Below are 23310 nucleotides of genomic sequence, written 5' to 3'. Positions count from 1 at the left end.
CCTTCGCTAAAAGTAGTCACTTTGTAAGGCTGGACAGCGAGTCCTCCTTCACTACACTTGGTCGCACCGCGGAATAACGCGGTCAGGTCCGACGTACCCCGTCATGGCGCGATATGTCCGGAGACCTGCTGAAACCCTCCACTCCCGTGAACAGGACCGTGATCGACGTGAAGGTCGGCATCCCCCGCGAAGTCAAGAACAACGAGTTCCGCGTGGCCATCACCCCCGCCGGCGTGCACGAGCTCGTCCGCGGCGGCCATGAGGTGTTCGTGGAGCTGGACGCCGGTCTCGGCTCGTCCATCCCGAACGAGGAGTACGTCTCCGCCGGCGCCACCATCCTCCCCACCGCCGACGAGGTGTGGGCCGTCGCCGACCTGGTGCTGAAGGTCAAGGAGCCGATCGCGGAGGAGTACCACCGCCTCCGCAAGGACCAGACCCTCTTCACCTACCTGCACCTGGCCGCGTCCCGCGAGTGCACCGACGCCCTGCTGGAGTCCGGCACCACCGCGATCGCGTACGAGACCGTCGAGACCGCCAACCGCCAGCTGCCGCTGCTGGCCCCGATGTCCGAGGTGGCCGGCCGGCTCGCCCCGCAGGTCGGCGCGTACCACCTGATGCGTTCGGCCGGCGGCCGCGGTGTGCTCCCCGGCGGCGTCCCGGGCGTGGCCCCGGCCAAGGCCGTCGTCATCGGCGGCGGTGTCTCCGGCTGGAACGCCGCGCAGATCGCCATCGGCATGGGCTTCCACGTCACCCTGCTCGACCGCGACATCAACAAGCTCCGTGAGGCCGACAAGATCTTCGGCACCAAGGTGCAGACGATCGTCTCCAACGCCTTCGAGCTGGAGAAGGCCGTCCTCGACGCCGACCTCGTCATCGGAGCGGTCCTGATCCCCGGCGCCAAGGCCCCCAAGCTCGTCACCAACGAGCTGGTCTCCCGCATGAAGCCGGGCTCGGTGCTCGTCGACATCGCCATCGACCAGGGCGGCTGCTTCGAGGACTCCCGTCCCACCACGCACGCCGAGCCGACCTTCGCGGTGCACAACTCGGTCTTCTACTGCGTCGCCAACATGCCGGGCGCGGTGCCGAACACCTCCACCTACGCGCTGACCAACGCGACGCTGCCCTACATCGTCGAGCTGGCCAACCGCGGCTGGCGCGAGGCGCTGCGCCGTGACGCCGCGCTCGCCAAGGGCCTCAACACCCATGAGGGCCAGGTCGTCTACGGCCCGGTCGCCGAGGCGCACGGCCTGGACGCGGTGGACCTCGCCACCGTTCTCGGCTGACGGTCTGCTCGTCGATTGATCGATTTTTCGCCGTCGGCGTCAACTTGTCGCCAATCCGGTACGCACGGCCGGGTCTTGAGTCTCAAGACCCGGCCTTTCGCGTGGAACCATACTGTTTTGCCGATTCGTCCCCCCGCGAAACATCCGCGGCGTCGTCGTTACACCCTTGACAGAGAGACGTTCGGTTGCCGACACATCGTGCCGTGTCCGGTGGATTGTGTTGCTGTGAACCACCGACACGCCATAGAGTCGCCAACCGTCGGCATGCTGCAACGCTGACCTATTGAGAAGTTTCCTGGTCACCAAGGAGGTAAGACGACTTGTGAATGAGTCGACATTTGCTCCCGGGGGTGGTCAGCCAGGAATGACCGTGCAGACCGAGGGCTCCGCGCGGCTCGAACCGGTGGCCTCCGTGGCCGTCCGGACGTTCGAGGCGCGCAGGACCGGGACAGACAACGAGACGCGTTACGCGAACCCCATGGCGCACTACGAAGAAGAGCTGCAGGACGGTCAGTTCTACGACCCCGACGCGGAGTACGAACCGGACCCCGAGTACGCGGCGACGCTCGCGCCCGACGCGGCGCGTCAGCGCAGGGAGCGCGTCGGCCCCACCGGGCGCCCGCTGCCGTACTTCCCGATCCCCGGGCCGCTGACGGACCACGGCCCGGCGAAGATCATCGCCATGTGCAACCAGAAGGGCGGCGTCGGCAAGACGACGTCCACCATCAACCTCGGTGCCGCGCTGGCCGAATACGGCCGTCGCGTGCTCCTGGTCGACTTCGACCCGCAGGGCGCGCTCTCCGTGGGCCTCGGCGTCAACCCGATGGAACTGGACGTCACCGTCTACAACCTGCTGATGGAGCGCGGGCTCTCGGCCGACGAGGTGCTGCTGAAGACCGCGGTGCCCGGCATGGACCTGCTGCCCAGCAACATCGACCTGTCGGCCGCGGAAGTCCAGTTGGTCAGCGAGGTGGCCCGCGAGTCCTCGCTGCAGCGGGCGTTGAAGCCGCTGCTGCCCGACTACGACTACGTCATCATCGACTGCCAGCCGTCGCTCGGCCTGCTGACCGTCAACGCCCTGACCGCGGCCCACCAGGTGATAGTGCCACTGGAGTGCGAGTTCTTCGCACTGCGCGGTGTCGCCCTGCTGACCGAGACGATCGAGAAGGTCAGGGAACGGCTCAACCCCGAGCTGGAGCTGGACGGCATCCTCGCCACGATGTACGACTCGCGCACCGTGCACAGCCGCGAGGTGCTGGCGCGTGTCGTCGAGGCCTTCGACGACCACGTCTTCCACACCGTCATCGGGCGGACCGTCCGCTTCCCGGAGACCACGGTCGCCGGTGAGCCGATCACCACGTACGCCTCCAACTCGGTCGGCGCCGCCGCCTATCGCCAGCTCGCCAGGGAGGTGCTCGCCCGGTGTCACGCCGAGTGAGTCTCCCGGGGGCCGACGAACTGTTCCGGACCACCGGCGGGCGGGGACTCCAGCCCTCCACGCCGCGGCAGCACGCCAACGGCGAGACTCCCGGCGCGGCCACGGGCACCGGTGCGGCGGGCACGGGACCCGGGGCGGGCTCCGGCGCCGGCGAACGCCCCCTGCGGCCCGTTCCCGCCCCCGCGGAGGAGCCGGCGGCGGAGGAAGCGCCCGTCCGGGAGTCCGCGGCGCCCGCCGAGGCCGCCGAGCACGGCGGCCGGGACACCGGCGCGGATCCCGGTGCGGCGCAGGCCCCCGCGGCCCGTTCCGTCCCCGAGCAGGCCGGCCCGTCCGGCTCGCCCGTACGACGCGGCCTGCAACCGCCCGTGCCGGGCTCCACGGGCCCCCAGGCGGCCCCGCAGCCGCCGCAGGCCCCGCAGCCGCGCCGCAAGTCCGGACGGGCCCCCAGGCGGCCCAGCGGCCGCGAGCGCCACGACGAGAAGATCACGGTCTACGTCTCCGCCGAGGAGCTGATGGACCTCGAGCACGCCCGTCTGGTCCTGCGCGGGGAGCACGGGCTCGCCGTGGACCGCGGGCGCATCGTCCGCGAGGCGGTCGCCGTGGTCCTGGCCGACCTCGAGTCCCGCGGCGACGCGAGCATCCTCGTACGCCGCCTGCGAGGCCGCTGACGCGCTCCGCGCGATACGGTGCCGTTTTCCGTACGGCCCCGCCGGCACCACCTGGACCCCCATGCCCCCCGACGACACCGCCAGCCCGCAGCGCTCCCGCCGCCTCCTCGGCCGCGGCCCCGGTGCGGCCCCCTCGTCTGCCCCGCCCGCGGCAGGGCCGGGCACCGCGGACCCGGGCAGTGAGTTCGGCCACATCCCGACCGCGCCGGAAGCGACGGTCGACACCCCGCCGGCGCCGCTCGAGCCCGAGCCCGCGACCGTGTCCGTTCCCGCGACCGAGCCCGCCGATGCGGAGCCGGCGGCCGCGGCCCCGGAGCGTTCGCCCGGGTCGGTGACGGAGACACTGCCGGCCGGCCCGGCACCCGCCGATGCCGTGGTGCCCGGCCCCGCCACGCCCGCGGACCCGGGGCCCGGCGTGCCCGCCGGCGGCCGCGCCGGGGAGGACCCGGCCGGAGCCGCGCCGGGCCCCGCGGAGGCCGATCCGGTGCCCGCGGAGGACGGCGGCGCGGGCGGCGACGGCAGGTTCACCGTGCGGCTGGCGAACTTCGAGGGCCCGTTCGACCTGCTCCTGCAGCTGATCTCCAAGCACAAGCTCGACGTCACCGAGGTCGCGCTCTCCAAGGTGACGGACGAGTTCATGGCGCACATCCGCGCCATGGGACCGGACTGGGACCTGGACCAGGCCACGGAGTTCCTGGTCGTCGCGGCGACGCTGCTGGATCTGAAGGCCGCGCGCCTGCTGCCCGCCGCGGAGGTGGAGGACGAGGAGGACCTCGCCCTGCTGGAGGCCCGCGACCTGCTCTTCGCCCGGCTGCTCCAGTACCGCGCCTACAAGCAGATCGCGGCGATCTTCGCCGAGCGCCTGGAGGCCGAGGCGCTGCACCACCCCCGCACCGTGGGGCTGGAGCCGCAGCACGCCGAACTGCTGCCCGAGGTGGTGCTGAGCATCGGGCCCGAGCGGTTCGCGCAGCTCGCCGTCAAGGCGATGCAGCCGAAGCCCAAGCCGCAGGTGTACGTGGACCACATCCACGCGCCGCTGGTGAGCGTCCGCGAGCAGGCCGAGCAGGTGATCGCGATGCTGCGCGAGCGCGGCGAGGCGACCTTCCGGGAGCTCACCTTCGACGCCCCGGACACGCTGACGGTCGTGGCGCGCTTCCTGGCCCTCCTGGAGCTCTACCGGGAGAAGGCGGTCGCGCTCGACCAGGAGGAGGCCCTGGGTACGCTCCAGGTCCGCTGGACGGGCGGCGAGGCGGCACCGGACCAGCCGCTCGTCACCGATGAATTCGACCAGGAGCCGGCCGCCGGGAAGGACGGGAAGGCATGACCGAGGAAGCGACGGAGGCCGCGCCCGCGGGACTGCTGTCCGTGGCGGAGCTGGAGCTGCGGCCCGCCCTGGAGGCGGTGCTGATGGTCGTGGACGAGCCCGTCACCGAGGAGACGCTCTCGAAGGTGCTGGACCGCCCGCGCAGGGAGGTCGCCCTCGCCCTCCACGACCTCGCCGAGGAGTACGCCGCCCAAGGGCGCGGCTTCGACCTGCGGCTGGTCGCGGGCGGCTGGCGCTTCTACACCCGGCCCGCCTACGCCGCGGCCGTCGAGAAGTTCGTCCTGGACGGGCAGCAGGCCCGGCTCACCCAGGCCGCGCTGGAGACGCTGGCCGTCGTCGCGTACCGCCAGCCGGTCAGCCGTTCCCGCGTCTCCGCGGTGCGCGGGGTCAACTGCGACGGCGTGATGCGCACCCTTCTGCAGCGGGGTCTGGTGGAGGAGTGTGGGACGGAAGCCGAGACAGGTGCGATCCTGTACAGGACGACGAACTACTTCCTGGAGCGGATGGGCCTGCGCGGCCTGGACGAGCTGCCCGAGCTCGCCCCCTTCCTCCCGGAGGCGGACGCCGTCGAGGCGGACTCCCTGGAGGGCGTCCCCTCATTCGACCCGGACTCGACGACGGATACTTGATGCGAAGCAGTAGCGGCAGCGGCAGGAACAGCGGCGGCAACCGGAATTCCCGGGGCGGCGACGGGGGGACCTCCCGGTCGAGGAGCGGGGGGCAGCGCGACGACCAGCAGAAGCGCGCCGGCCGGCCCCGTCCGGAGGAGCGCCGCTACGACGTCGGCGGCTCCGGCGGCCCGGGCGGGGCAGGCAAGGGCAGGACCGGCGGCAAGCCGGGCGGTGCCTCCGGGAAGCCGGGCGGTGCCTCCGGCAAGCCCCGCAAGTCCGTACCGGCGCGCCCGCGCGAGCTGGACGCCCAGATCGAGGAGCGCAACCGCGAGCGGCACAGCAAGCCCAAGCTGAACCTGCCCAAGACCTTCCCGGGCGCCGAGCAGGAGGGCGAGCGGCTGCAGAAGGTGCTGGCCCGGGCGGGCATGGGCTCGCGCCGTGCCTGCGAGGAGCTGATCGAGCAGCGGCGCGTCGAGGTGAACGGCAAGATCGTCACCGAGCAGGGCCTGCGCGTCGACCCCGCCAAGGACGAGGTTCGCGTCGACGGGCTGACCGTCGCCACGCAGTCGTACCTGTTCTTCGCCCTGAACAAGCCGGCCGGCGTCGTATCCACGATGGAGGACCCCGAGGGCCGCCAGTGCCTCGGCGACTACGTCACCAACCGCGAGACCCGGCTCTTCCACGTCGGGCGGCTGGACACCGAGACCGAGGGCATCATCCTGCTCACCAACCATGGCGAGCTGGCCCACCGCCTCACCCACCCCCGCTACGGCGTGCAGAAGACCTACCTCGCCGCGATCAACGGCGTGCTGCCGCGCGACATCGGCAAGCAGCTCAAGAACGGCATCCAGCTGGAGGACGGCTACGCCCGCGCCGACAGCTTCCGCGTCGTGCAGCAGACGGGCAAGAACTACCTCGTCGAGGTCACCCTGCACGAGGGCCGCAAGCACATCGTGCGCCGCATGCTGGCCGAGGCGGGCTTCCCGGTCGACAAGCTGGTCCGCACCAGCTTCGGCCCGATCGCGCTCGGCGACCAGAAGTCGGGCTGGCTGCGCCGGCTCACCAACACCGAGGTGGGCATGCTGATGCGCGAGGTCGACCTCTGACCCCGTCCGGTCCCGGCCGGTCCGCGTCCCGTACCGGACCGGCCCTCTGATCGGCTTCTCATCGGATAAAGGCTTTCCCGGAGGCCGCCGTTCCGGGAAGGATGGCGCCATGACCATCCACGCCGACCGCCTGCGCGAGGCCGGGCTGCCCGAACTCGGCCCGGCCCTCGCCCGGCAGGGACACCCGCTGCTGTTCGCCACCGTCTCCGGTGCGCACCTGTACGGTTTCCCGTCCCGCGACTCCGACGTGGACCTGCGCGGCGTCCACCTCCTCCCGCTGTCCGACCTGATCGGGCTGCGGGAGGGCGAGGAGACCCAGACCCGCATGTGGGAGCGGGACGGCCTCGAACTCGACCTGGTCACCCACGACCTGCTGAAGTTCGCCCGGCTGATGCTGCGGCGCAACGGCTATGTGCTGGAGCAGCTGCTCTCCCCGCTCGTGGTGGACACCAGTGGCGTCCACGCCCAGCTGGTCGACCTGGCGCCCGGTGTCATCACCAGCCACCACGCCCACCACTACCGGGGCTTCGCCCGTACCCAGTGGGAGCTGTACGAGAAGACCGACCAGCTCAAGCCGCTGCTGTACACCTTCCGGGTGCTGCTGACCGGCATCCACCTGATGCGCACCGGCACCGTCGAGGCGCACCTGCCGACGCTGCTGGAGCACGTCACCGCCCCCGGATACGTCCGCGAACTCATCGACGAGAAGGCCGACGCCGAGCACGGCCTCGCGATGGACCTCGACCCGCGCCGGGTCCGTGCCGACGTCGGCGTCCTCCAGGCCGCCCTGGACGACGCGCAGCGGGACTCCCGGCTCCCGGCCGAGCCGACGGCCTACGACGCCCTGCACGACCTGGTCGTCCGCACCCGGACGGCCGCCGCGTGAGCCCCGCGACGGCCGGCCGCCGTCCCGCGGCCGGGGCGATGGCCGGACTCGCGATCGGCGACGCGCTCGGGTTCCCCACGGAGTTCAACGACGTCCCGTCGATCCTCGCCAAGTGCGGTCCCTGGCGCGGTATGGAACTGCCCCGCCCGGCCTTCGTCACGGACGACACTCAGATGACGCTCGCCCTCGGCCGCGGGCTGCGCACCGCCCTGGAGCGCGGCCCGCTGACGCCGTCGCGGCTGGCCCGGCCGGTGCGCGAGGAGTACGTGGACTGGTACCACTCGCCCGACAACAACCGTGCCCCGGGCCGGACCTGCCTGATCGCCTGCGAGAAGCTGGACCACCCGCCGGACCGGCGCTGGCAGGAGGCCAGCCAGACCGGCTCCAAGGGCTGCGGTGCGAACATGCGGGTCGCGCCGGTCGGCCTCGTGCCCGGGCTGCGGCCCGACGAGCGGGCGGGGGCGGCGCAGTTGCAGTCCGCGCTCACGCACGGCCACCCCACCGCCCTGGCGGCGAGCGACCTGACCGCGCACGCGGTCCACCTGCTGGCGCAGGGTACGGCCCCCGGGGAACTCACCGGCCTGCTGCGCCGCTACGCGGCGGAGCAGCGCGACACCTACCACGAGTGGTGGCTCGGCGACCTGTGGATGCTCGCCCACGACCACGGCCCGACGGCCTACATCCGGCGCGGCTGGGACGAGTGCCTCGGGGTGCTGGACCGGCTGGAGGCGGCGCTCGCGGCGCCGGACCGGGAGGCGGACCCCTGCCTGGCCACGGGCGCCGGCTGGATCGCCGAGGAGGCCCTGGCGACCGGTCTGCTGTGCTTCCTGCTCTTCCCCGACGAGCCGGTCACCGCCGTACGCCGGGCCGCGTGCTCCTCCGGGGACTCCGACTCCATCGCCTGCCTGGCGGGCGCCTTCGCCGGCGCGCACCACGGCCTGGCGGCCTGGCCGGACGAGTGGGTGGAGCGGATCGAGTACCGCGACGAGCTACTGGCCCTCGGCGCCCTCTGGGACGGCGCCGGCGGCTGACGCCCGCCGGACCCGGACCAGGAAGTCCTCGACGCGGGCCCGGTCCGGCTCGGCCGGGAGCGGGCTGCGCGAGGCGGCGGCCGCGCCCTCGTCGTGCAGCCGGAGCATCCAGGACTCCGTCTCCGGCCAGCCGACCTCGCCGCGCTTGACCGCCAGCAGCCGCTCGCGGTGCTCCCCGACCTCGATGCGCAGTTCGCCGGTGCGCAGCAGGTCGCGGGAGCTGATCAGCAGCCGGAGCAGGTGCATGGCGTGCTTCCAGCGGGGCGCGCCGTGCGTGCGGACGTCGGCCTCGAGCTTCCGCAGCTGGCCCGTGGCGTAGCGGCCGAAGGTCTCGTGGGCCTGCCGGGACAGGAAGGCGCCGCGCAGCGCGAGCAGTTCCCTCCCGGTGTCGTCGACGTGCTCGACCAGCGGGGAGTGGAGGCACTCCAGGATGTTGGGGTTGGCGCGCAGGGCGAGTTCGCAGAAGCGCTCCAGCTCCCAGGAGAACTGCTCCTCGGCCGGGCCCTCGACGTGCGTGGGCGGCTTGTCGAAGCGCCAGAACAGCGCGGTGGGCGCGACGTAGACCCCGCGCCGGTCGGTGTCGCTGCCGTCCGTGGCCAGGCCGAAGGCGCGCGAGCCCATGACGCAGGCGTAGACGGTGTGGTGGCGTACGAGGTCGTGGTCGCGCATGAACGCGGATCGTACGGGCTACGCGAGGAGGATCTCCCCGCCTTTTTCGGTGATGGCCTGCGGCGCCAGCGGCTTCGGGGCCGGTCCGGCGGCCACCGAGGCGTCGGCGACGCGGTACTTGCTGCCGTGGCAGGGGCAGTTGATGGTGCCGCCCGAGACGTCCTTGACGATGCAGCCCTGGTGGGTGCAGACCGCCGAGAAGGCCTTGAACTCGCCCGCCTCGGGCTGCGTCACCACGATCTTCTTCTCCGCGATCACCGTTCCGCCGCCCACCGGCACGTCGGCCGCCTTCACCAGCACCTCGCCCTCGGCGGACGCCGGCGGCGCGGAGGCCGCCACGGAGCTCGCCGCCGGGGGCGAGCCCTCTTCGCCGTACTTGCTGCACCCCGCCAGTGCCACCGTGGACACCAGCACCATGCGTCGCTTCATGTCGTCACCCCGACCGTACGGAAGAACCACAGCGCGGAGGTCAGCCACAGCACCGTCAGTGCCGTGAAGACCAGCCCGCCGACGACCGGCAGCAGCCAGGAGGGCAGCCGCTCGGTCCGCAACAGCAGCATCTTGGCGCTGAAGGCCCCGAAGAAGAAGCACCCGAGCAGCGAGTGCCACATCACGCGGCTGCTGTACGTCTGATAGCCCAACGCGTAGAGGCAGTGGACCGCGACGGGCACGGACAGCAGGAAGGCGATCCGCCCCGACCAGCGGTGCAGCCCGCCGGTCCAGGAGGGGGCGCGGACTCCCGGCACCTTGCCGTACATCACCAGGGCGGAGGCGAGCTGCACCAGGGCGAAGGCGAAGGCGGCCGTGGCGAGCCACGACTTGACCGCGCCGGTGCTGGAGAAGCCGGCCAGGTTGAAGGCGGTGCCGGCCGGGTCGTGCACCTTGCCGTACGCGCCGAGCCCGACCCCGACCGCCGCGGCGACCAGGGCCGGCACGAGGTAGGCGGCGGCCGCGCGGCGTGCCCCGCCGCGCGGCGGCGGGGCCGGGAAGGAGGTGGTGGCGGCGTTCGGGTCCACGCTCATGGGGCGCTCCTGCTGCTGCCTGCGGGCGGTCAGGGGATCGGGCGTGCGGTGAGCTGTGTGCCGTCGACGGTCACGGCGCCGGTGGCGGTGTCGATGGCGGGCGCCGCGGACGGTTCGCCGTCGCGCGAGACGATGCCGACCTGCGCGCCGCCCGGCAGCACGATCCAGCCGCCGACGACCGCCGCCCCGCGTACGGAGGCGGTCGCGCGGTACAGGCCGGAGGGTTTGGCCGCCCGGTCCGCGGTGAAGGGCTGCCGCAGGCCGGTGAGCCGCACCGCGCCGGTGATCCGGCCGTCCTTCAGGGTGCCCTCCAGCCGGGCGCCCCGGTCGCCGGTGAGACGCATGCCGCCGTCGTCCCCGACGTCGCCGCGCAGCCAGGCCTCCTTCGTCCGTCCGTCGCAGACGTACGCGACGGCCTTGCCCTTGCGCAGCGCGATCGCCACGCTCGCCGCTTTGTCGCCGGTGCGGCCGGCGTAGTCCGCGTCCGGGCGCGGGACGGCGGTGGTACGGGACGGGGAGGCCGCGGGGGCGGAGGAGGGTGGGGCGGCGGACGGAGTGGCGGAGGACGGCGACCGGGTCGCGGGCGCCGGGTCGCCGCCCTTCACGTCCACCACCGGCCGGGTCTCCGTCGTCGCGTTGAGCGACAGCATGATCAGCGCGAGTACCAGCCCCGCGAGGAGCGTGTAGAGCGGTCCGGAACGCTGCATCTCCGCCTCCCCCGAGGCCGCGCGGTCAGGGAACCATCGAAGCGGATCCCCGGCCCCGCGTCCAGGGGCGGGTCAGGACAAAACCGGCGCCTATGACCACACCGCGAGCCCCAGGGCGCGCCCCTCCGGGTCCCGCTGCACCTCCAGCATCCCCACCACCGCACTGCGGTTGATCCGGCCGTACACATGCGGGAAACGCGTCTCCTCCGGCACTCCGGGCGGAGGCACCGGATCGGCGTCCTCCCAGAGCACACGGGCCTCCAGGGCCTCCTCGTCGATCAGCAGCACCATCAGCGGGCCCGGGGTGCCCCGGTGGAAGGCGTCGGCGACGGCGAGCGCCACCGCCTCGTCGGGCGCGCAGTGCACGAACCCGTCCTCGGCGAGCGACGAGGGCGCGTACGGGCGGTCCGGGTCGCGCAGCCAGTCGTCCAGCGGAACCAGGTGGTAGATCATGCTTCATGGTGTACCGCGGCACCGCCCGCGTCTCGCAGGGCGGGCGTGTCCGCCGCACCCCGTCCCCCGCGACTACGCTGACCAGGTACGTACGCGCAGCAACACAGGGAGCGATGACGTGGCGGTACGAGCGGTCCGCGGAGCCGTCCAGCTGGAGCGGGACGAGGCGGAGCACATGCACGAGCAGGTCGCCGAGCTGCTCACCGCCATCCTCGAGCGCAACGGCATCGCGACGGACGACCTGATCAGCGTCTGGTTCACCGCCACCCCCGACCTGCACAGCGACTTCCCCGCGGTCGCGGCGCGCAAGCTCGGCATCACCGACGTACCGCTGATCTGCGCGCAGGAGCTGGACATCGCCGGCGCCATGCCCCGGGTCGTGCGCATCCTCGCCCACATCGAGACCGACCTGTCCAAGGGCGAGATCTCGCACGTCTACCTCGGCGCCGCGGCCGCCCTCCGCAAGGACATCGCCCAGTGAGAACCGCCCTCGTCATCGGCACCGGCCTCATCGGCACCTCCGCCGCCCTCGCACTCGCAGCGCGAGGCGTCGAGGTCCACCTGGAGGACCACGACCCCGCCGTGGTGCGCACCGCCGCCGCGCTCGGCGCGGGCACCGACGATCCTCCCGCCGGCCCCGTCGACCTGGCGATCATCGCCGTACCGCCGGGGCACGTCGGCACGACCGTCGCCGACGCCCAGCGCCGCGGGCTCGCCCGCGGCTACCTCGACGTCGCCAGCGTCAAGGCCGGCCCACGCCGCGACCTGGAGGCGCTCGGCTGCGACCTGACCTCGTACATCGGCACGCACCCCATGTCCGGCCGCGAGCGCTCCGGCCCCCTGGCCGCGACCGCCGACCTGTTCGAGGGCCGCCCCTGGGTGCTCACCCCGACCCCGGTCACCGAGACCGAGGTGCTCAACCTCGCCCTGGAACTGGTCGCGCTCTGCCGCGCCGTCCCGGTCGTGATGGACGCCGAGGCCCACGACCGCGCCGTCGCGCTCGTCTCGCACACCCCGCAACTCGTCTCCAGCATGGTCGCCGCGCGCCTCCAGCACGCCGAGGACAGCGCGGTGCGCCTGTGCGGGCAGGGCATCCGCGACGTCACCAGGGTCGCGGCCTCCCAGCCCGGCATGTGGATCGACATCCTCTCCGCCAACCCGGGTCCGGTCGCCGACGTCCTCGCCGAGATCGCCGCCGACCTGACGGAGACCGTCGAATCCCTGCGGGCCCTGCAGTCCGCCGACGACGCCAAGCGCCGCGACGGCGTCTCCGGCATCGAGGACCTGCTGCGCCGCGGCAACGCGGGCCAGGCCAAGGTCCCCGGCAAGCACGGCTCCGCCCCCAAGACCTACGACGTCGTCGCCGTCCTCATCGGGGACCAGCCGGGAGAGCTGGCGCGACTCTTCGCGGACGCGGGAGCGGCGGGCGTCAACATCGAGGACGTGCGGATCGAGCACTCGACCGGGCAGCAGGCGGGCCTGGTGCAGCTGATGGTGGAGCCCGCCGCGGCGGCGCGCCTGTCGGTGGCGCTGCGCGAGCGAGGCTGGTCGCTGCGCGCCTGAGCGGGGGGCCGGGGAAATCGTGGTACGGAGCCGAATGGGTGGGCCGGTAACCTTGTGGGGATGGCATTGCGCCAACCGTGTCTCCGCTCCACGCACCAGGAAGGTCCCCCCACTGTGTCGAATCCGGTGATCGTCGCGATCGACGGCCCCTCGGGCACTGGCAAGTCCAGCACTTCGAAGGCGGTCGCGGCCAAGCTCGGCCTGAGCTACCTCGACACCGGGGCGCAGTACCGGGCCATGACCTGGTGGATGCTGAGCAACGGTGTGGACGTGAACGACGCGGCCGCGGTGGCGACCGCCGCCGAGAAGCCGGTGATCATCTCCGGGGCCGATCCCACGGCGCCCACGATCACGGTGGACGGCGTGGACGCCTCCGGCCCGATCCGCACCCAGGAGGTCACCTCCGCGGTCAGCGCCGTCAGCGCGGTGCCCGAGGTGCGCACCCGCCTGGTCGGTCTGCAGCGCGACGCCGCCGCCGGGGCGTCCGCCGGCATCGTCGTCGAGGGCCGGGACATCGGCACGACCGTGCTGCCGGACGCCACCGTGAAGATCTTCCTCACCGCGTCCCCCGAGGCGCGCGCCGCCCGCCGCGGCGGCGAGCTGAAGGCCGCCGGCACCGGCGAGGTCGACCTCACGGCGACCCGGGACGCCCTCGTGCGGCGGGACGCGGCCGACTCCGGCCGCAAGACCTCCCCCCTGGCGAAGGCGGACGACGCCATAGAGGTCGACACCAGCGAGCTCACCCTCGACCAGGTCATCGAGTGCGTCGTCACCCTGATCGAGGAGAAGCGGGCGGCTTCGTGAGCGACTCCTCCGCGGTTCCGGGGCCGAAGGGCGCGGCGGTCGGCCGTCGCCTCGGCATCGGGATCATCAACAGCCTGTGGCGCCCCAGGGTGCTCGGCGGCTGGCGGCTGCCCGCCGCGGGCCCGGTGATCCTGGCCGTGAACCACGCGCACTACGTGGACGGGCCGGTGCTGATGGGCACCTGCCCGCGCCCGGTGCACTTCCTGATCAAGAAGGAGGCGTTCGTCGGGCCGCTGGATCCGTTCCTGCGCGGGATCGGCCAGCTCCCGGTGGACCGCCACAGCACCGACCGCAACGCGGTGACCACCGCGCTCGGCGTGCTGGAGCGCGGCGGGGTGCTCGGGATCTTCCCCGAGGGCACCCGGGGCGAGGGCGACTTCGCCGACCTGCGGGCGGGCCTGGCCTACTTCGCGGTGCGCTCCGGCGCGCCCATAGTGCCGGTCGCGGTCCTCGGCACGTCCCGGCCGGGACGGCTGATCCGCGGCCTGCCGCCGCTGCGGGGCCGGGTCGACGTCGTCTTCGGCGACCCGTTCGACGCCGGTGACGGCACCGGGCGCCGTACCCGTACGGCGCTGGACGCCGCCACCGTGCGCATCCAGAAGCACCTGACCGGCCACCTCGAGTACGCCCGGCGTACCACGGGCCGCGCCTCCTAGCGCCGGCCTGATCCACACTGGGGCATGCAGCCCCCGCACATTTGACGATCGACGGAGAAGCTTTCATGGACATCGAGAACGAGTACGGCGAAGTCGGCGCGCTCGACGACGCCGAGTACGCCGAGTTCATGGAGCTCGCCGCCGAGGAGGGCTTCGACCTCGACGACGTCGCGGGTGACCTCGCGGCGGCGGGCCACGGCCCGCTGCCGGTGGTCGCGGTCGTCGGCCGCCCGAACGTCGGCAAGTCGACACTCGTCAACCGGATCATCGGCCGCCGCGAGGCGGTCGTCGAGGACCGGCCCGGCGTCACCCGCGACCGCGTCACGTACGAGGCCGACTGGAACGGCCGCCGCTTCAAGGTCGTCGACACCGGCGGCTGGGAGCAGGACGTGCTCGGCATCGACGCGTCCGTCGCCGCGCAGGCGGAGTTCGCGATCGAGGCCGCCGACGCCGTGGTCTTCGTCGTCGACGCCAAGGTCGGCGCGACGGACACCGACGAGGCCGTGGTCAAGCTGCTCCGCAGGGCCGGCAAGCCGGTCGTGCTGTGCGCCAACAAGGTCGACGGCCCCTCGGGCGAGGCGGACGCCGCCATGCTGTGGAACCTCGGCCTCGGCGAGCCCTACCCGGTCTCGTCGCTGCACGGCCGCGGTACGGGCGACCTGCTGGACGCGGTGCTGGAGGCGCTCCCCGAGGCGCCGATGCAGTCCTTCGGCAACACCGTCGGCGGCCCCCGCCGGGTGGCGCTCATCGGCCGCCCGAACGTCGGCAAGTCCTCGCTGCTGAACAAGGTGGCCGGCGAGGAGCGCGTCGTCGTCAACGAACTGGCCGGCACGACCCGCGACCCGGTCGACGAACTCATCGAACTCGGCGGCAAGACCTGGAAGTTCGTGGACACCGCGGGCATCCGCCGCCGGGTCCACCTCCAGGAGGGCGCGGACTACTACGCCTCGCTGCGCACCGCGGCCGCGCTGGAGAAGGCGGAGGTCGCCGTCGTCCTGATCGACGCGAGCGAGACGCTGGCCGAGCAGGACACCCGGATCATCTCGCTCGCCGTCGAGGCGGGCCGCGCCCTCGTCATCGCCTACAACAAGTGGGACCTGCTGGACGAGGAGCGGCGCTACTACCTGGAGCGCGAGATCGAGAAGGACCTGGTGCAGATCCAGTGGGCCCCCCGGGTCAACGTCTCCGCCAGCACCGGCCGCCACATGGAGAAGCTGGTCCCGGCCATCGAGACGGCCCTGGCGGGCTGGGAGACCCGGGTGCCGACCGGCCGCCTCAACGCCTTCCTGGGCGAGCTCGTCGCCGCCCACCCCCACCCGATCCGCGGCGGCAAGCAGCCCCGCATCCTCTTCGGCACCCAGGCCGGCACCAAGCCCCCGCGCTTCGTGCTCTTCGCCTCCGGCTTCCTGGAGGCGGGCTACCGCCGCTTCATCGAGCGGCGGCTGCGCGAGGAGTTCGGGTTCGAGGGCACGCCGATCCAGGTGTCGGTGCGGGTGCGGGAGAAGCGCGGCCGCAAGAAGTAGCCCCGCGGGGACCGGACATGGTGCCGCCCGCCTGGTCGCTCCCTCGTCGGGGCGGTCCGGGCGGGCGGTTCTTCGTGCGGGGGCCGCTAGAGCCCGTGCATGCGGTTCTCGGCGAGGCCCGGGGGGAGGGCCGGGAGGTCGCCGCGGTGGCGCCCGGAGCGGTAGGGGGAAGAGGAACCGCCGCGGTCGGCGAAGCCGTTGAACTGCAGGTCCTCCTCGCCGGTGCGGTCGCCGGGAAGGGTGCGGAAGAGCCTGCGGTATTCGGAGTAGAGCGCGTCGTAGATCGGCGTGCCCTCACTCAAGGACGCCTCCTGCGCGGTGCGCATGGGGGGAATGGGGCTGCGGTACGGGGCTCGTGAGGAAGCGTCAAAGGTGTGCACATCGTGCCAACGAGCGGCTCATCTGCGGGGATGCGGGGCGTACGGATGAATCACGCATATGCACTGCCATAGGCCAAAGGCGCGTACGGGCCTCCGTACGCGCCTTTGGCCGGATCCGGGTGGATCAGGTGCCGGAGAGCGGCATCGTCGCACCGACGAGGAGTCCGTTCGCGCACGCGCGCTCCAGGGCGTCGCGCAGCAGGTCCTCGCGGGGCTGCTGGCCGATGGAGCCGTGCGGGGCGGCGTACACGTACACCTCGTTGGACTTGTTGACCGCCTGGCGCCAGCCCTCGCTCACCGCGAGCGGTTGGTGCGCCTGCCACCAGGCGCCGGCCGAACCCGGCTGCAGGATCGCGTGCAGCTGCCCCATGGCCAGCAGCACGGACCAGCCGGGCAGCGGGGAGGGCGGGGTGGGGAGGTCGCTCACCGGGAGGAAGCCCTGCTCGATGAGGATCGGCAGGAAGTCGTCGCCGGGACCGGTCTCGCCGGGCCGGGCGATCGGGCCGGTCGGTTCGATGACCAGGGCGGGGCACACCTCGTCCTTGACCAGGACGAGACCGCAGGTGATGCCGAGCACCGCCTGGCGAGGCGTGGCACCGGCCGCGGTGGAACCGGACGGGTCCTCGCCGGCGATGCTCTGCACCGCGCCCTGCAGTTGCTCCTCCGAGACCGGCACGACCTGGGAGGGGATGCAGGTCGCGTGGGCGAAGGCGAGCACGGCGGTCTCCTCGCCGACGAAGAGCACCGTGCTGGTGCGCTCCGTGGCGGTGTCCCCCGGGGTGCGGCAGGAAGTGCAGTCGTACGTGCCGGGCGCGCTTTCGCCGGCCAGCAGGCGTGCCGCCTCCTCATCGCCGATCTCGGCTCGTACCTCGTCGCTGACGTCGAGCATGGGCGGCACTGAAGCCTCCTTGGAAATGTACGGCTACGGGCTCCTTTGCCGGGCCTCGCCCGGCACATAGTGACAACGGCCGATCTGTGGCGGGAGTCACGGCTTTCTTCGCACGCGCTCGTGTGTCCACGTGCGGAGTGTGAGCGGCGGTGCGGAGCCGGTCACTCCATGTCCCACCTTTCACCGTGGAAAGCCCCCACGCCTATGAGACGGGTCACATGGCGCATATGCGCCGTACGGACATGACGTATAAAGCACCATCAATCCGGTGTCCTAAATAGGTCGTTACTTCGGGTAACCCTCAAGTGGCCTGCATCGGAGGCGATTTGCTTGGTGACCGAACGCGACTCTGCCTAGATTTGCCCGCCGTGTGCAGAGAGCACCGCCCGGGAGAGCTCGTACCGAGGGTGACGGTGGATCGGAACGTCATCGGCCGGCGAGCGAAGGGGACGGGAACCGCGCCCGATGCGCGGGGCCCCCGTCCGTCGGACGCCGTACCGCGGGTACGGCGCCATGGGGGAACCCCGGGTCCGTGGAGAGGGATTCCATGGCCGTATCAGCCAAGTACCGTCAGTCCGCAGTCGCAGCCGGTGTCACCGTGCTGACCCCGCTGGCCCTGCTGGCCGTCGCGGGGCCCGCGAAGGCCGCCGACAGCGGGGTCTGGGACCGCATCGCGAACTGCGAGAGCGGCGGGAACTGGCACATCAACACCGGCAACGGGTACTACGGAGGACTCCAGTTCTCCGCCGGGACCTGGCGCGCCTACGGCGGCTCCGCGTACGCGGCGACCGCCGACCGGGCGAGCCGCGCACAGCAGATCGCCGTCGCCACCAAGGTGCAGCGGGCGCAGGGCTGGGGCGCCTGGCCGACCTGCTCCGCCCGTGCCGGCGCCTACGGGAGCGCGCCCGGCCGCGGCACCGCCCCGGCCGTGCCCAGGGCGAAGCGGCACACCGCGCCGGCGCCCGCGAGGGACGCGCGGGGCACCACCGGTCACTCCGACCGGGGCCAGGGCCGTGCGAAGGGGCACGGCGACTACCACGTCCGCGGCGGTGACACCCTGAGCGGCATCGCCGCCGCCCACGGCACGACCTGGAAGAAGCTCTACGCCGTCAACCGGTCCGTCATCGGCGCCGACCCGAACCTGATCTTCCCGGGTCAGCGGCTCTCGGTCTGACCTTCCGTGCCCCCGGCCCATCCGGCGGTTGTACTCCGATGTACTCCGACCGGGTGGGCCGGGGCGCCCGACCCGGCGCGGCGCGCGACGACGCGCGCCGTGCCGTCCCTAATCTGACCCCCATGTCCCGTCCCCGCCGTCTCGCGGTGACCGCGCTCACTCTGCTGGCCACATGGGCGGCCCTCGCCCCCCAGGCCGCGCAGGCCGACGGGCACGCCCCCGTCTGGGTGGAACTGGCGACGTGCGAGAGCAGCAACCGCTGGAACACCAACACCGGAAACGGCTTCTACGGCGGGCTGCAGATCTTCCAGCCCACCTGGGTCGAGCACGGCGGACTCGACCTGGCCGCCCGGCCCGACCGGGCCACGCCGGACCAGCAGGTGAGGGTCGCCGAGGAGATCCTGCGCGACCAGGGCTGGGAGGCCTGGCCGACCTGCGCGCAGCGCCTGCGGCTCTCCGGCCGGGCGCACGCCGTCCAGCCCGGCGAGACCCTGGAGACCATCGCCCGGCGCTTCAACGTCAGCGGCGGCGCCGCCGAGCTGTACCGGCTCAACCAGGACGTCATCGGGTCCGACCCGGCCCGGCAGCTCACGCCCGGAACCCTGGTGCGCCTGCCGAGATGAGCCCGCCCGACCCCTACCTTCCGGGTCGCTCCCGGCGCCGCCTGACGGGCGCGGCGAACCGCCTCGCGAGGTGGAGCGGGGCCGTGGGGGCGGTGGGGATTCGGCTCTCTCGCCGTCTCGCTCCCTTCGGTCGCACAGCGGCGGGCTGCGGATGGGAGGGTGGGGGCTCGGGGCCGGTTGGCGCTGTGCGGGTCGGTGGTCGGCGGGGGTTCAGGCGCCGGAGCGGGGTCGGTTGTTCGTGGGCTGTCGGTCTCGTTGCCGTCCGCGGGTATAGATGGCCGGTTGCCACGCCCACCCTTCGTGGATGGCGCGCCCACCGTAACCGGCGTCTGCGGGTGATTCCCCGGCGGGCACCGGGCTCGGCGGGTGGCTTTACGAGATCGGGCTCTGTTTCGCCGACATAGTCGGTGAAAGCGAGCCCGATGTCCCCCGGCACAAAGAACGGGCTCTCTTCCGCCGAACATATCGGCGAAAGCGAGCCCGATGTCCCGCAGGCCGCTCAACAGCACCCCGGATCAGCCGCAGACGCCGGTCACGGCAGGCGCGCCCACCACTCAGAGTGGGCGTCGCAACCAGCCATCTATACGCGCGGACGGCAACGGGACCCCCGCCACCGGAGTGGGAACCCGCTCCGGCGCCTGAACGCCCGCCACGCACCCACCCGCACACCGCCAACGAGCCCCAGTCCGCCACCCTCCCCTCCGCAGCCCGCCGCTTTGCGACCGAAGGGAGCGAGACGGCGGGACAGCCGGCCCACAGCCGAACGGCCGCTGGGGACTCCGGCCCCGGGACGCCGCGGTGCCGGGCGTCCGCGGCCTCGTACGGGCTCGCGGGGTTCCTTGTTCTCGCTCATCCCGCCCCCGCGGCGGCCGCGGCCCGCGACGGGGCACGGGTACCCCACCGTCCCAGTGCGGGCCGGAGGCGGGAACGGGGTCGTGCGGTCCGCCGACGCTCTCGCCTCTCCGCGGCGCGTGGCGCGGAGTCATCCGTCAGCCACCGTCCGTGCCGGTCCGTAGCCTGGTGGGGTGACATCGCGGACGGGGGCGGGAGGGCGTGACCGCCGAGGGAAGCGATAGGGAGCGCGGTCGCCTTGATGCGCAGCAGCCGGTCCTCCCGTGCCGGACGGGCGCGCGCCCCGGGGAGGATGTCATGCGGATCCACAGAAACATCACAGCGGGGACACGGCGATGAAACGGGAAGGTGAACAGACGCAACCCGCGAGTCGGGGGCGCGGTCTAGCCACCACGAGGGCGGACGCGAGTCCGCGGGGAGAAGACGAACGCGGGGACGCATGCGCATTTCGATACTGATCCACAACGCGTACGGAGTCGGGGGCACCATCCGCACGACGTACAACCTGGCCGGTGCCCTGGCCGAGCGGCACGAGGTCGAGATCGTCTCCGTGTTCCGCCACCGTCAGGACCCCGTCTTCGCCCTCGACCCCCGGGTCGGGCTGCGCCACCTGGTGGATCTGCGTCGGAAAAGCGCGACGAGCGACCTCGAGAACCCGCTCTACCACCGGCCCGCCAAGGTCTTCCCGTCCGGCGAGAACCGCTACGAGCAGTACAGCCTCCTCACCGACCAGCGGATCGGCGCCTACCTCGCGGCACTCGACTCCGATGTCGTCATCGGCACGCGCCCCGGGTTGAACGTCCACATCGCGCGGCAGGCGCCGCGTCACGTGATACGGGTCGCACAGGAGCACCTGACGCTGGAGACCCACTCCGTGCCGCTGGTCCTCACGCTGCGCCGGCTCTACCCCCGGCTGGACGCGGTCACCACGACGACCGCCGCCGACGCCGAGTCCTACCGGCGCCGACTGCGGCTACCCGGGGTGCGGGTGGTCGCCCTGCCGAACAGCGTCCCCGACCCGGGGGTCGCGCCCAGCACGCTGGACGCCAAGTACGTCGTCGCCGCCGGCCGGTTGGCCCCGGTGAAGCGCTACGGAGATCTCATCAGGGCCTTCACCAAGGTCGCCGCGGAACGCCCGGACTGGGGCCTGCGGCTGTACGGCGGCGGAGCGCAGGAGGAGAAGCTGCGGCAGCTCATCGAGAGCCTGGAGATCGGCGACAAGGTCACGATGATGGGCACGGCGGCGCGGATCGAGCCGGAGATGGCCAAGGGCTCGCTGCTCGCCGTCTCCTCCAGCTTGGAGTCGTTCGGCATGACCATCGTCGAGGCCATGCGCGTCGGTCTCCCGGTCGTCAGCACCGACTGCCCGCTCGGCCCCGGCGAGATCATCACCGATGGAGTGGACGGCCTGCTGGTGCCGCCGAAGGACGTCGACGCGCTGGCCGCGGCGATGCTTCGGCTGATCAACGACGACGAACTGCGCCGGCGGATGGGCCGGGCGGCCCTGGAGAAGGGTGCCCGGTACGACCCGGCCGAGATCGCGCTGGCCTGCGAACGCATGCTGGAGGAGCTGCTGGAGCGCCGTTCGGGGCCCGCGGGCCGGCTGCGCGCGGCCGGGCGGCGGGCCGGCGGCCTGGGGGTCGGCGCCGTGTACGCGAGCAAGGACCTCGCCCGCGCGGCGAAGCGGCGCGCCCGCAGGCTCCGCAAGAGGCTGCGGGCCAAGGGGTGAAGGCACGGCCGCGCAGCGGGCGTCCCGCACCGGTTCGGGGCCCGTTCAGGGGCCGGGGTCCACGACGTCGCGGCGGCCCGTCGCCCGCGCGTGGTCGAGGGCGGCGACCTCCGGGTGGTGCAGGTCGAAGGCGGGGGACTCGGAGCGGATCCGCGGGAGAGTCGCGAAGTTGTGCCGCGGCGGCGGGCAGGAGGTCGCCCACTCCAGGGAACGGCCGAAGCCCCAGGGGTCGTCGGCCGTCACCCGGTCCCCGTACCTCGCGGTCCGCCAGACGTTGCAGAGGAACGGCAGGGTGGACAGGCCCAGGAGGAACGCCCCGATCGTCGAGACGGTGTTGAGCACCGTGAAGCCGTCCGCCGCCAGGTAGTCCGCGTACCGCCGGGGCATGCCCGCCACGCCCAGCCAGTGCTGGACGAGGAAGGTGGTGTGGAAGCCGACGAACAGCGTCCAGAACTGGATCTTGCCCAGCCGCTCGTCGAGCATCTTCCCGGTGAACTTCGGCCACCAGAAGAAGAAGCCCGCGAACATCGCGAACACCACCGTGCCGAAGACGACGTAGTGGAAGTGGGCCACGACGAAGTACGAGTCGCTGACCTGGAAGTCCAGCGGAGGAGAGGCGAGGATCACCCCGGTGAGGCCGCCGAACAGGAAGCTCACCAGGAAGCCGACCGCCCACAGCATCGGTGTCTCGAAGGACAGCGAGCCGTGCAGCATCGTGCCGATCCAGTTGAAGAACTTGACCCCGGTCGGCACCGCGATCAGGAACGACAGCAGCGAGAAGAACGGCAGCAGCACGGAGCCGGTGACGAACATGTGGTGCGCCCACACCACCATCGACAGCCCGGTGATGGCCATCGTCGCGCCGACGAGCGTCGTGTAGCCGAAGATCGGCTTGCGCGAGAACACCGGGATGATCTCGGTGATGATGCCGAAGAACGGCAGCGCGATGATGTAGACCTCGGGATGGCCGAAGAACCAGAACAGGTGCTGCCACAGCAGCGCCCCGCCGTTGGCCGGTTCGAAGACCACCGATCCGAAGCGCCGGTCCGCCTCCAGCACCAGCAGCGTCGCGGCCAGCACCGGGAAGGCCAGCAGCACCATCACCGAGGTGAAGAGCACGTTCCAGGTGAAGATCGGCATCCGGAACATCGTCATGCCCGGCGCCCGCATCCCCACGATCGTGGCGACGAAGTTGACCGCGCCGAGGATGGTGCCGAAGCCCGCCAGCGCCAGCCCCATGATCCACATGTCGGCGCCGATGCCGGGCGACCGGGTCAGGCTGTTCAGCGGTGCGTAGGCGAACCAGCCGAAGGACGCCCCGCCGGTGGGGGTCAGGAAGCTGCCCAGCACGATGAGCCCGCCGAAGAGGAACAGCCAGTACGACAGCATGTTGAGCCGTGGGAAGGCGACGTCGGGCGAGCCGATCTGCAGCGGCATGATCTCGTTCGCGAACCCGGCGAAGGTCGGGGTGGCGAAGAGCAGCAGCATGATCGTGCCGTGCATCGTGAACAACTGGTTGAACTGGTCGTTCGTCATCAGTTGCAGCCCGGGACGGGCGAGTTCGGCGCGCATCAGCAGGGCCATGAGTCCCGCTGCGAGGAAGAAGCCGAACGAGGTGATCAGATAGAGGTGGCCGATCTTCTTGTGGTCGGTGGTGGTCAGCCAGTCCACCAGCAGCCGTCCCGGCCGCCGGGGCCGCCCCGGGGCCCGCGTCTGCCCGGCCGTGGCCTGCGCCGCGTCCGTCCCCATGCGCGCTCCCTAGCTGTCGGAGATCCTGCCGGGCCGATCCTTCGTACAGTTTCCGGCAGACGGCGCGTCATATGGCGGACCGGGACATGACGGCCCTGCCGCGCCGTCCGCCCGGCCTGGCCGGTCCGGCGTCACCATGGCGTGCCCTGCCCTGGGGAGCGCGGGCGTGG

At 72.3% G+C, this 23310-nt stretch carries 24 protein-coding genes; 16 read left to right on the top strand and 8 right to left on the bottom strand.

Annotated features, from left to right (window positions below; translation table 11 throughout):
- Window positions 1-167: 167 nt before the first annotated feature.
- The 8 genes from ald (at window position 168) to AB0F62_RS18630 (ending at window position 8347) form a co-directional block, all read left to right on the top strand.
- On the top strand, window positions 168-1283 hold the full coding sequence (gene ald, locus AB0F62_RS18665; protein ID WP_361799660.1) for an alanine dehydrogenase: 1116 nt from the start codon (window positions 168-170) through the stop codon (window positions 1281-1283).
- A 364-nt stretch (window positions 1284-1647) separates the two neighbouring features.
- Window positions 1648-2721: a ParA family protein gene (locus AB0F62_RS18660; RefSeq protein WP_361799612.1), complete on the top strand. Its 1074-nt coding sequence runs from the start codon at window positions 1648-1650 to the stop codon at window positions 2719-2721.
- Entirely contained in the window at window positions 2706-3389 is a 684-nt protein-coding gene (locus AB0F62_RS18655) for a hypothetical protein (protein ID WP_361799609.1), read from the top strand. Before AB0F62_RS18660 ends, AB0F62_RS18655 begins: the two co-directional genes overlap by 16 nt.
- A gap of 61 nt (window positions 3390-3450) precedes the next feature.
- Window positions 3451-4713, top strand: coding sequence for a segregation/condensation protein A (locus AB0F62_RS18650; RefSeq protein WP_361799606.1), 1263 nt, complete (start codon window positions 3451-3453; stop codon window positions 4711-4713).
- Complete coding sequence (gene scpB, locus AB0F62_RS18645) at window positions 4710-5342, top strand: SMC-Scp complex subunit ScpB (protein WP_361799603.1); 633 nt, start codon at window positions 4710-4712, stop codon at window positions 5340-5342. The genes AB0F62_RS18650 and scpB overlap by 4 nt, the downstream gene beginning before the upstream one ends.
- On the top strand, window positions 5342-6430 hold the full coding sequence (locus AB0F62_RS18640) for a pseudouridine synthase (RefSeq protein WP_361799600.1): 1089 nt from the start codon (window positions 5342-5344) through the stop codon (window positions 6428-6430). The genes scpB and AB0F62_RS18640 overlap by 1 nt, the downstream gene beginning before the upstream one ends.
- A 109-nt stretch (window positions 6431-6539) precedes the next feature.
- Window positions 6540-7316 (top strand): nucleotidyltransferase domain-containing protein, encoded by a 777-nt coding sequence (locus AB0F62_RS18635; protein ID WP_361799597.1) that lies wholly within the window; start codon window positions 6540-6542, stop codon window positions 7314-7316.
- Window positions 7313-8347, top strand: coding sequence for an ADP-ribosylglycohydrolase family protein (locus AB0F62_RS18630; protein WP_361799594.1), 1035 nt, complete (start codon window positions 7313-7315; stop codon window positions 8345-8347). The genes AB0F62_RS18635 and AB0F62_RS18630 overlap by 4 nt, the downstream gene beginning before the upstream one ends.
- On the opposite strand, the gene AB0F62_RS18625 is transcribed toward AB0F62_RS18630, so the two are convergent.
- From AB0F62_RS18625 to AB0F62_RS18605, 5 genes are all read right to left on the bottom strand, one after another.
- A complete protein-coding gene (locus tag AB0F62_RS18625; protein ID WP_361799591.1) occupies window positions 8306-9016 on the bottom strand; it encodes a nucleotidyltransferase domain-containing protein in 711 nt (236 codons plus the stop codon). The genes AB0F62_RS18630 and AB0F62_RS18625 overlap by 42 nt on opposite strands.
- Window positions 9017-9034: 18 nt before the next feature.
- Window positions 9035-9445: a Rieske (2Fe-2S) protein gene (locus AB0F62_RS18620; protein ID WP_361799588.1), complete on the bottom strand. Its 411-nt coding sequence runs from the start codon at window positions 9443-9445 to the stop codon at window positions 9035-9037.
- Window positions 9442-10038 (bottom strand): DUF6529 family protein, encoded by a 597-nt coding sequence (locus AB0F62_RS18615; RefSeq protein ID WP_361799585.1) that lies wholly within the window; start codon window positions 10036-10038, stop codon window positions 9442-9444. Before AB0F62_RS18615 ends, AB0F62_RS18620 begins: the two co-directional genes overlap by 4 nt.
- A gap of 29 nt (window positions 10039-10067) precedes the next feature.
- Window positions 10068-10745, bottom strand: a complete 678-nt coding sequence (locus AB0F62_RS18610; RefSeq protein WP_361799582.1) for a hypothetical protein — start codon at window positions 10743-10745, stop codon at window positions 10068-10070.
- 90 nt (window positions 10746-10835) lie between these two features.
- The gene (locus tag AB0F62_RS18605; protein ID WP_361799579.1) at window positions 10836-11198 is read right to left on the bottom strand and encodes a DUF952 domain-containing protein; all 363 of its coding nucleotides are present in this window, start codon (window positions 11196-11198) and stop codon (window positions 10836-10838) included.
- Between the two features lie 118 nt (window positions 11199-11316).
- Between AB0F62_RS18605 and aroH the strand changes: the two genes are divergently transcribed.
- The 5 genes from aroH (at window position 11317) to der (ending at window position 15744) form a co-directional block, all read left to right on the top strand.
- Window positions 11317-11679: a chorismate mutase gene (gene aroH / locus AB0F62_RS18600; protein WP_361799576.1), complete on the top strand. Its 363-nt coding sequence runs from the start codon at window positions 11317-11319 to the stop codon at window positions 11677-11679.
- Window positions 11676-12761, top strand: a complete 1086-nt coding sequence (locus tag AB0F62_RS18595) for a prephenate dehydrogenase (RefSeq protein ID WP_361799573.1) — start codon at window positions 11676-11678, stop codon at window positions 12759-12761. The genes aroH and AB0F62_RS18595 overlap by 4 nt, the downstream gene beginning before the upstream one ends.
- Before the next feature lie 114 nt (window positions 12762-12875).
- Entirely contained in the window at window positions 12876-13565 is a 690-nt protein-coding gene (gene cmk, locus AB0F62_RS18590) for a (d)CMP kinase (RefSeq protein WP_361799570.1), read from the top strand.
- Window positions 13562-14221, top strand: coding sequence for a lysophospholipid acyltransferase family protein (locus tag AB0F62_RS18585; protein WP_361799567.1), 660 nt, complete (start codon window positions 13562-13564; stop codon window positions 14219-14221). The genes cmk and AB0F62_RS18585 overlap by 4 nt, the downstream gene beginning before the upstream one ends.
- Window positions 14222-14286: 65 nt before the next feature.
- Entirely contained in the window at window positions 14287-15744 is a 1458-nt protein-coding gene (gene der, locus AB0F62_RS18580; protein WP_361799564.1) for a ribosome biogenesis GTPase Der, read from the top strand.
- Between the two features lie 86 nt (window positions 15745-15830).
- Here der and AB0F62_RS18575 read toward each other — a convergent pair whose 3' ends face one another.
- Together AB0F62_RS18575 and AB0F62_RS18570 are read right to left on the bottom strand one after the other, a co-directional pair.
- Window positions 15831-16070 carry a hypothetical protein gene (locus AB0F62_RS18575; RefSeq protein WP_361799561.1) on the bottom strand — a complete coding sequence of 80 codons (240 nt, stop codon included), beginning with the start codon at window positions 16068-16070 and terminating at the stop codon, window positions 15831-15833.
- Window positions 16071-16248: 178 nt separating this feature from the next.
- On the bottom strand, window positions 16249-17013 hold the full coding sequence (locus AB0F62_RS18570; RefSeq protein WP_361799657.1) for a hypothetical protein: 765 nt from the start codon (window positions 17011-17013) through the stop codon (window positions 16249-16251).
- Window positions 17014-17560: 547 nt separating this feature from the next.
- On the opposite strand from AB0F62_RS18570, the gene AB0F62_RS18565 reads away from it, so the two are divergent.
- The 3 genes from AB0F62_RS18565 to AB0F62_RS18555 all read left to right on the top strand — a co-directional run bounded on the left by AB0F62_RS18565 (window position 17561) and on the right by AB0F62_RS18555 (window position 21391).
- Window positions 17561-18187, top strand: a complete 627-nt coding sequence (locus tag AB0F62_RS18565; RefSeq protein ID WP_361799558.1) for a transglycosylase family protein — start codon at window positions 17561-17563, stop codon at window positions 18185-18187.
- A gap of 122 nt (window positions 18188-18309) precedes the next feature.
- Complete coding sequence (locus AB0F62_RS18560) at window positions 18310-18810, top strand: transglycosylase family protein (protein WP_361799556.1); 501 nt, start codon at window positions 18310-18312, stop codon at window positions 18808-18810.
- Between the two features lie 1291 nt (window positions 18811-20101).
- On the top strand, window positions 20102-21391 hold the full coding sequence (locus tag AB0F62_RS18555) for a glycosyltransferase family 4 protein (RefSeq protein WP_361799553.1): 1290 nt from the start codon (window positions 20102-20104) through the stop codon (window positions 21389-21391).
- A 45-nt stretch (window positions 21392-21436) separates the two neighbouring features.
- Here the strand turns inward: AB0F62_RS18555 and ctaD are convergent, their stop codons facing one another.
- Complete coding sequence (gene ctaD, locus AB0F62_RS18550; RefSeq protein WP_361799550.1) at window positions 21437-23140, bottom strand: cytochrome c oxidase subunit I; 1704 nt, start codon at window positions 23138-23140, stop codon at window positions 21437-21439.
- Window positions 23141-23310 lie beyond the last annotated feature (170 nt).

The sequence above is a fragment of the Streptomyces sp. NPDC026673 genome (assembly GCF_040638135.1).
Classification (GTDB): domain Bacteria; phylum Actinomycetota; class Actinomycetes; order Streptomycetales; family Streptomycetaceae; genus Actinacidiphila.
Note: the sequence above shows the minus strand (reverse complement) of the source record. Positions and strands in the feature narration are given on the sequence as shown.

Bases quoted from the DNA above. Each gene is read 5' to 3' on its own strand.
- AB0F62_RS18660 (WP_361799612.1), top strand. From the start codon at position 1,648: ATGACCGTGCAGACCGAGGGCTCCGCGCGGCTCGAACCGGTGGCCTCC.
- AB0F62_RS18650 (WP_361799606.1), top strand. From the start codon at position 3,451: ATGCCCCCCGACGACACCGCCAGCCCGCAGCGCTCCCGCCGCCTCCTC.
- scpB (WP_361799603.1), top strand. From the start codon at position 4,710: ATGACCGAGGAAGCGACGGAGGCCGCGCCCGCGGGACTGCTGTCCGTG.
- AB0F62_RS18640 (WP_361799600.1), top strand. From the start codon at position 5,342: ATGCGAAGCAGTAGCGGCAGCGGCAGGAACAGCGGCGGCAACCGGAAT.
- AB0F62_RS18635 (WP_361799597.1), top strand. From the start codon at position 6,540: ATGACCATCCACGCCGACCGCCTGCGCGAGGCCGGGCTGCCCGAACTC.
- AB0F62_RS18625 (WP_361799591.1), bottom strand. From the start codon at position 9,016: ATGCGCGACCACGACCTCGTACGCCACCACACCGTCTACGCCTGCGTC.
- AB0F62_RS18620 (WP_361799588.1), bottom strand. From the start codon at position 9,445: ATGAAGCGACGCATGGTGCTGGTGTCCACGGTGGCACTGGCGGGGTGC.
- AB0F62_RS18615 (WP_361799585.1), bottom strand. From the start codon at position 10,038: ATGAGCGTGGACCCGAACGCCGCCACCACCTCCTTCCCGGCCCCGCCG.
- AB0F62_RS18610 (WP_361799582.1), bottom strand. From the start codon at position 10,745: ATGCAGCGTTCCGGACCGCTCTACACGCTCCTCGCGGGGCTGGTACTC.
- AB0F62_RS18605 (WP_361799579.1), bottom strand. From the start codon at position 11,198: ATGATCTACCACCTGGTTCCGCTGGACGACTGGCTGCGCGACCCGGAC.
- der (WP_361799564.1), top strand. From the start codon at position 14,287: ATGGACATCGAGAACGAGTACGGCGAAGTCGGCGCGCTCGACGACGCC.
- AB0F62_RS18575 (WP_361799561.1), bottom strand. From the start codon at position 16,070: ATGCGCACCGCGCAGGAGGCGTCCTTGAGTGAGGGCACGCCGATCTAC.
- AB0F62_RS18570 (WP_361799657.1), bottom strand. From the start codon at position 17,013: ATGCTCGACGTCAGCGACGAGGTACGAGCCGAGATCGGCGATGAGGAG.
- AB0F62_RS18565 (WP_361799558.1), top strand. From the start codon at position 17,561: ATGGCCGTATCAGCCAAGTACCGTCAGTCCGCAGTCGCAGCCGGTGTC.
- AB0F62_RS18560 (WP_361799556.1), top strand. From the start codon at position 18,310: ATGTCCCGTCCCCGCCGTCTCGCGGTGACCGCGCTCACTCTGCTGGCC.
- AB0F62_RS18555 (WP_361799553.1), top strand. From the start codon at position 20,102: ATGCGCATTTCGATACTGATCCACAACGCGTACGGAGTCGGGGGCACC.
- ctaD (WP_361799550.1), bottom strand. From the start codon at position 23,140: ATGGGGACGGACGCGGCGCAGGCCACGGCCGGGCAGACGCGGGCCCCG.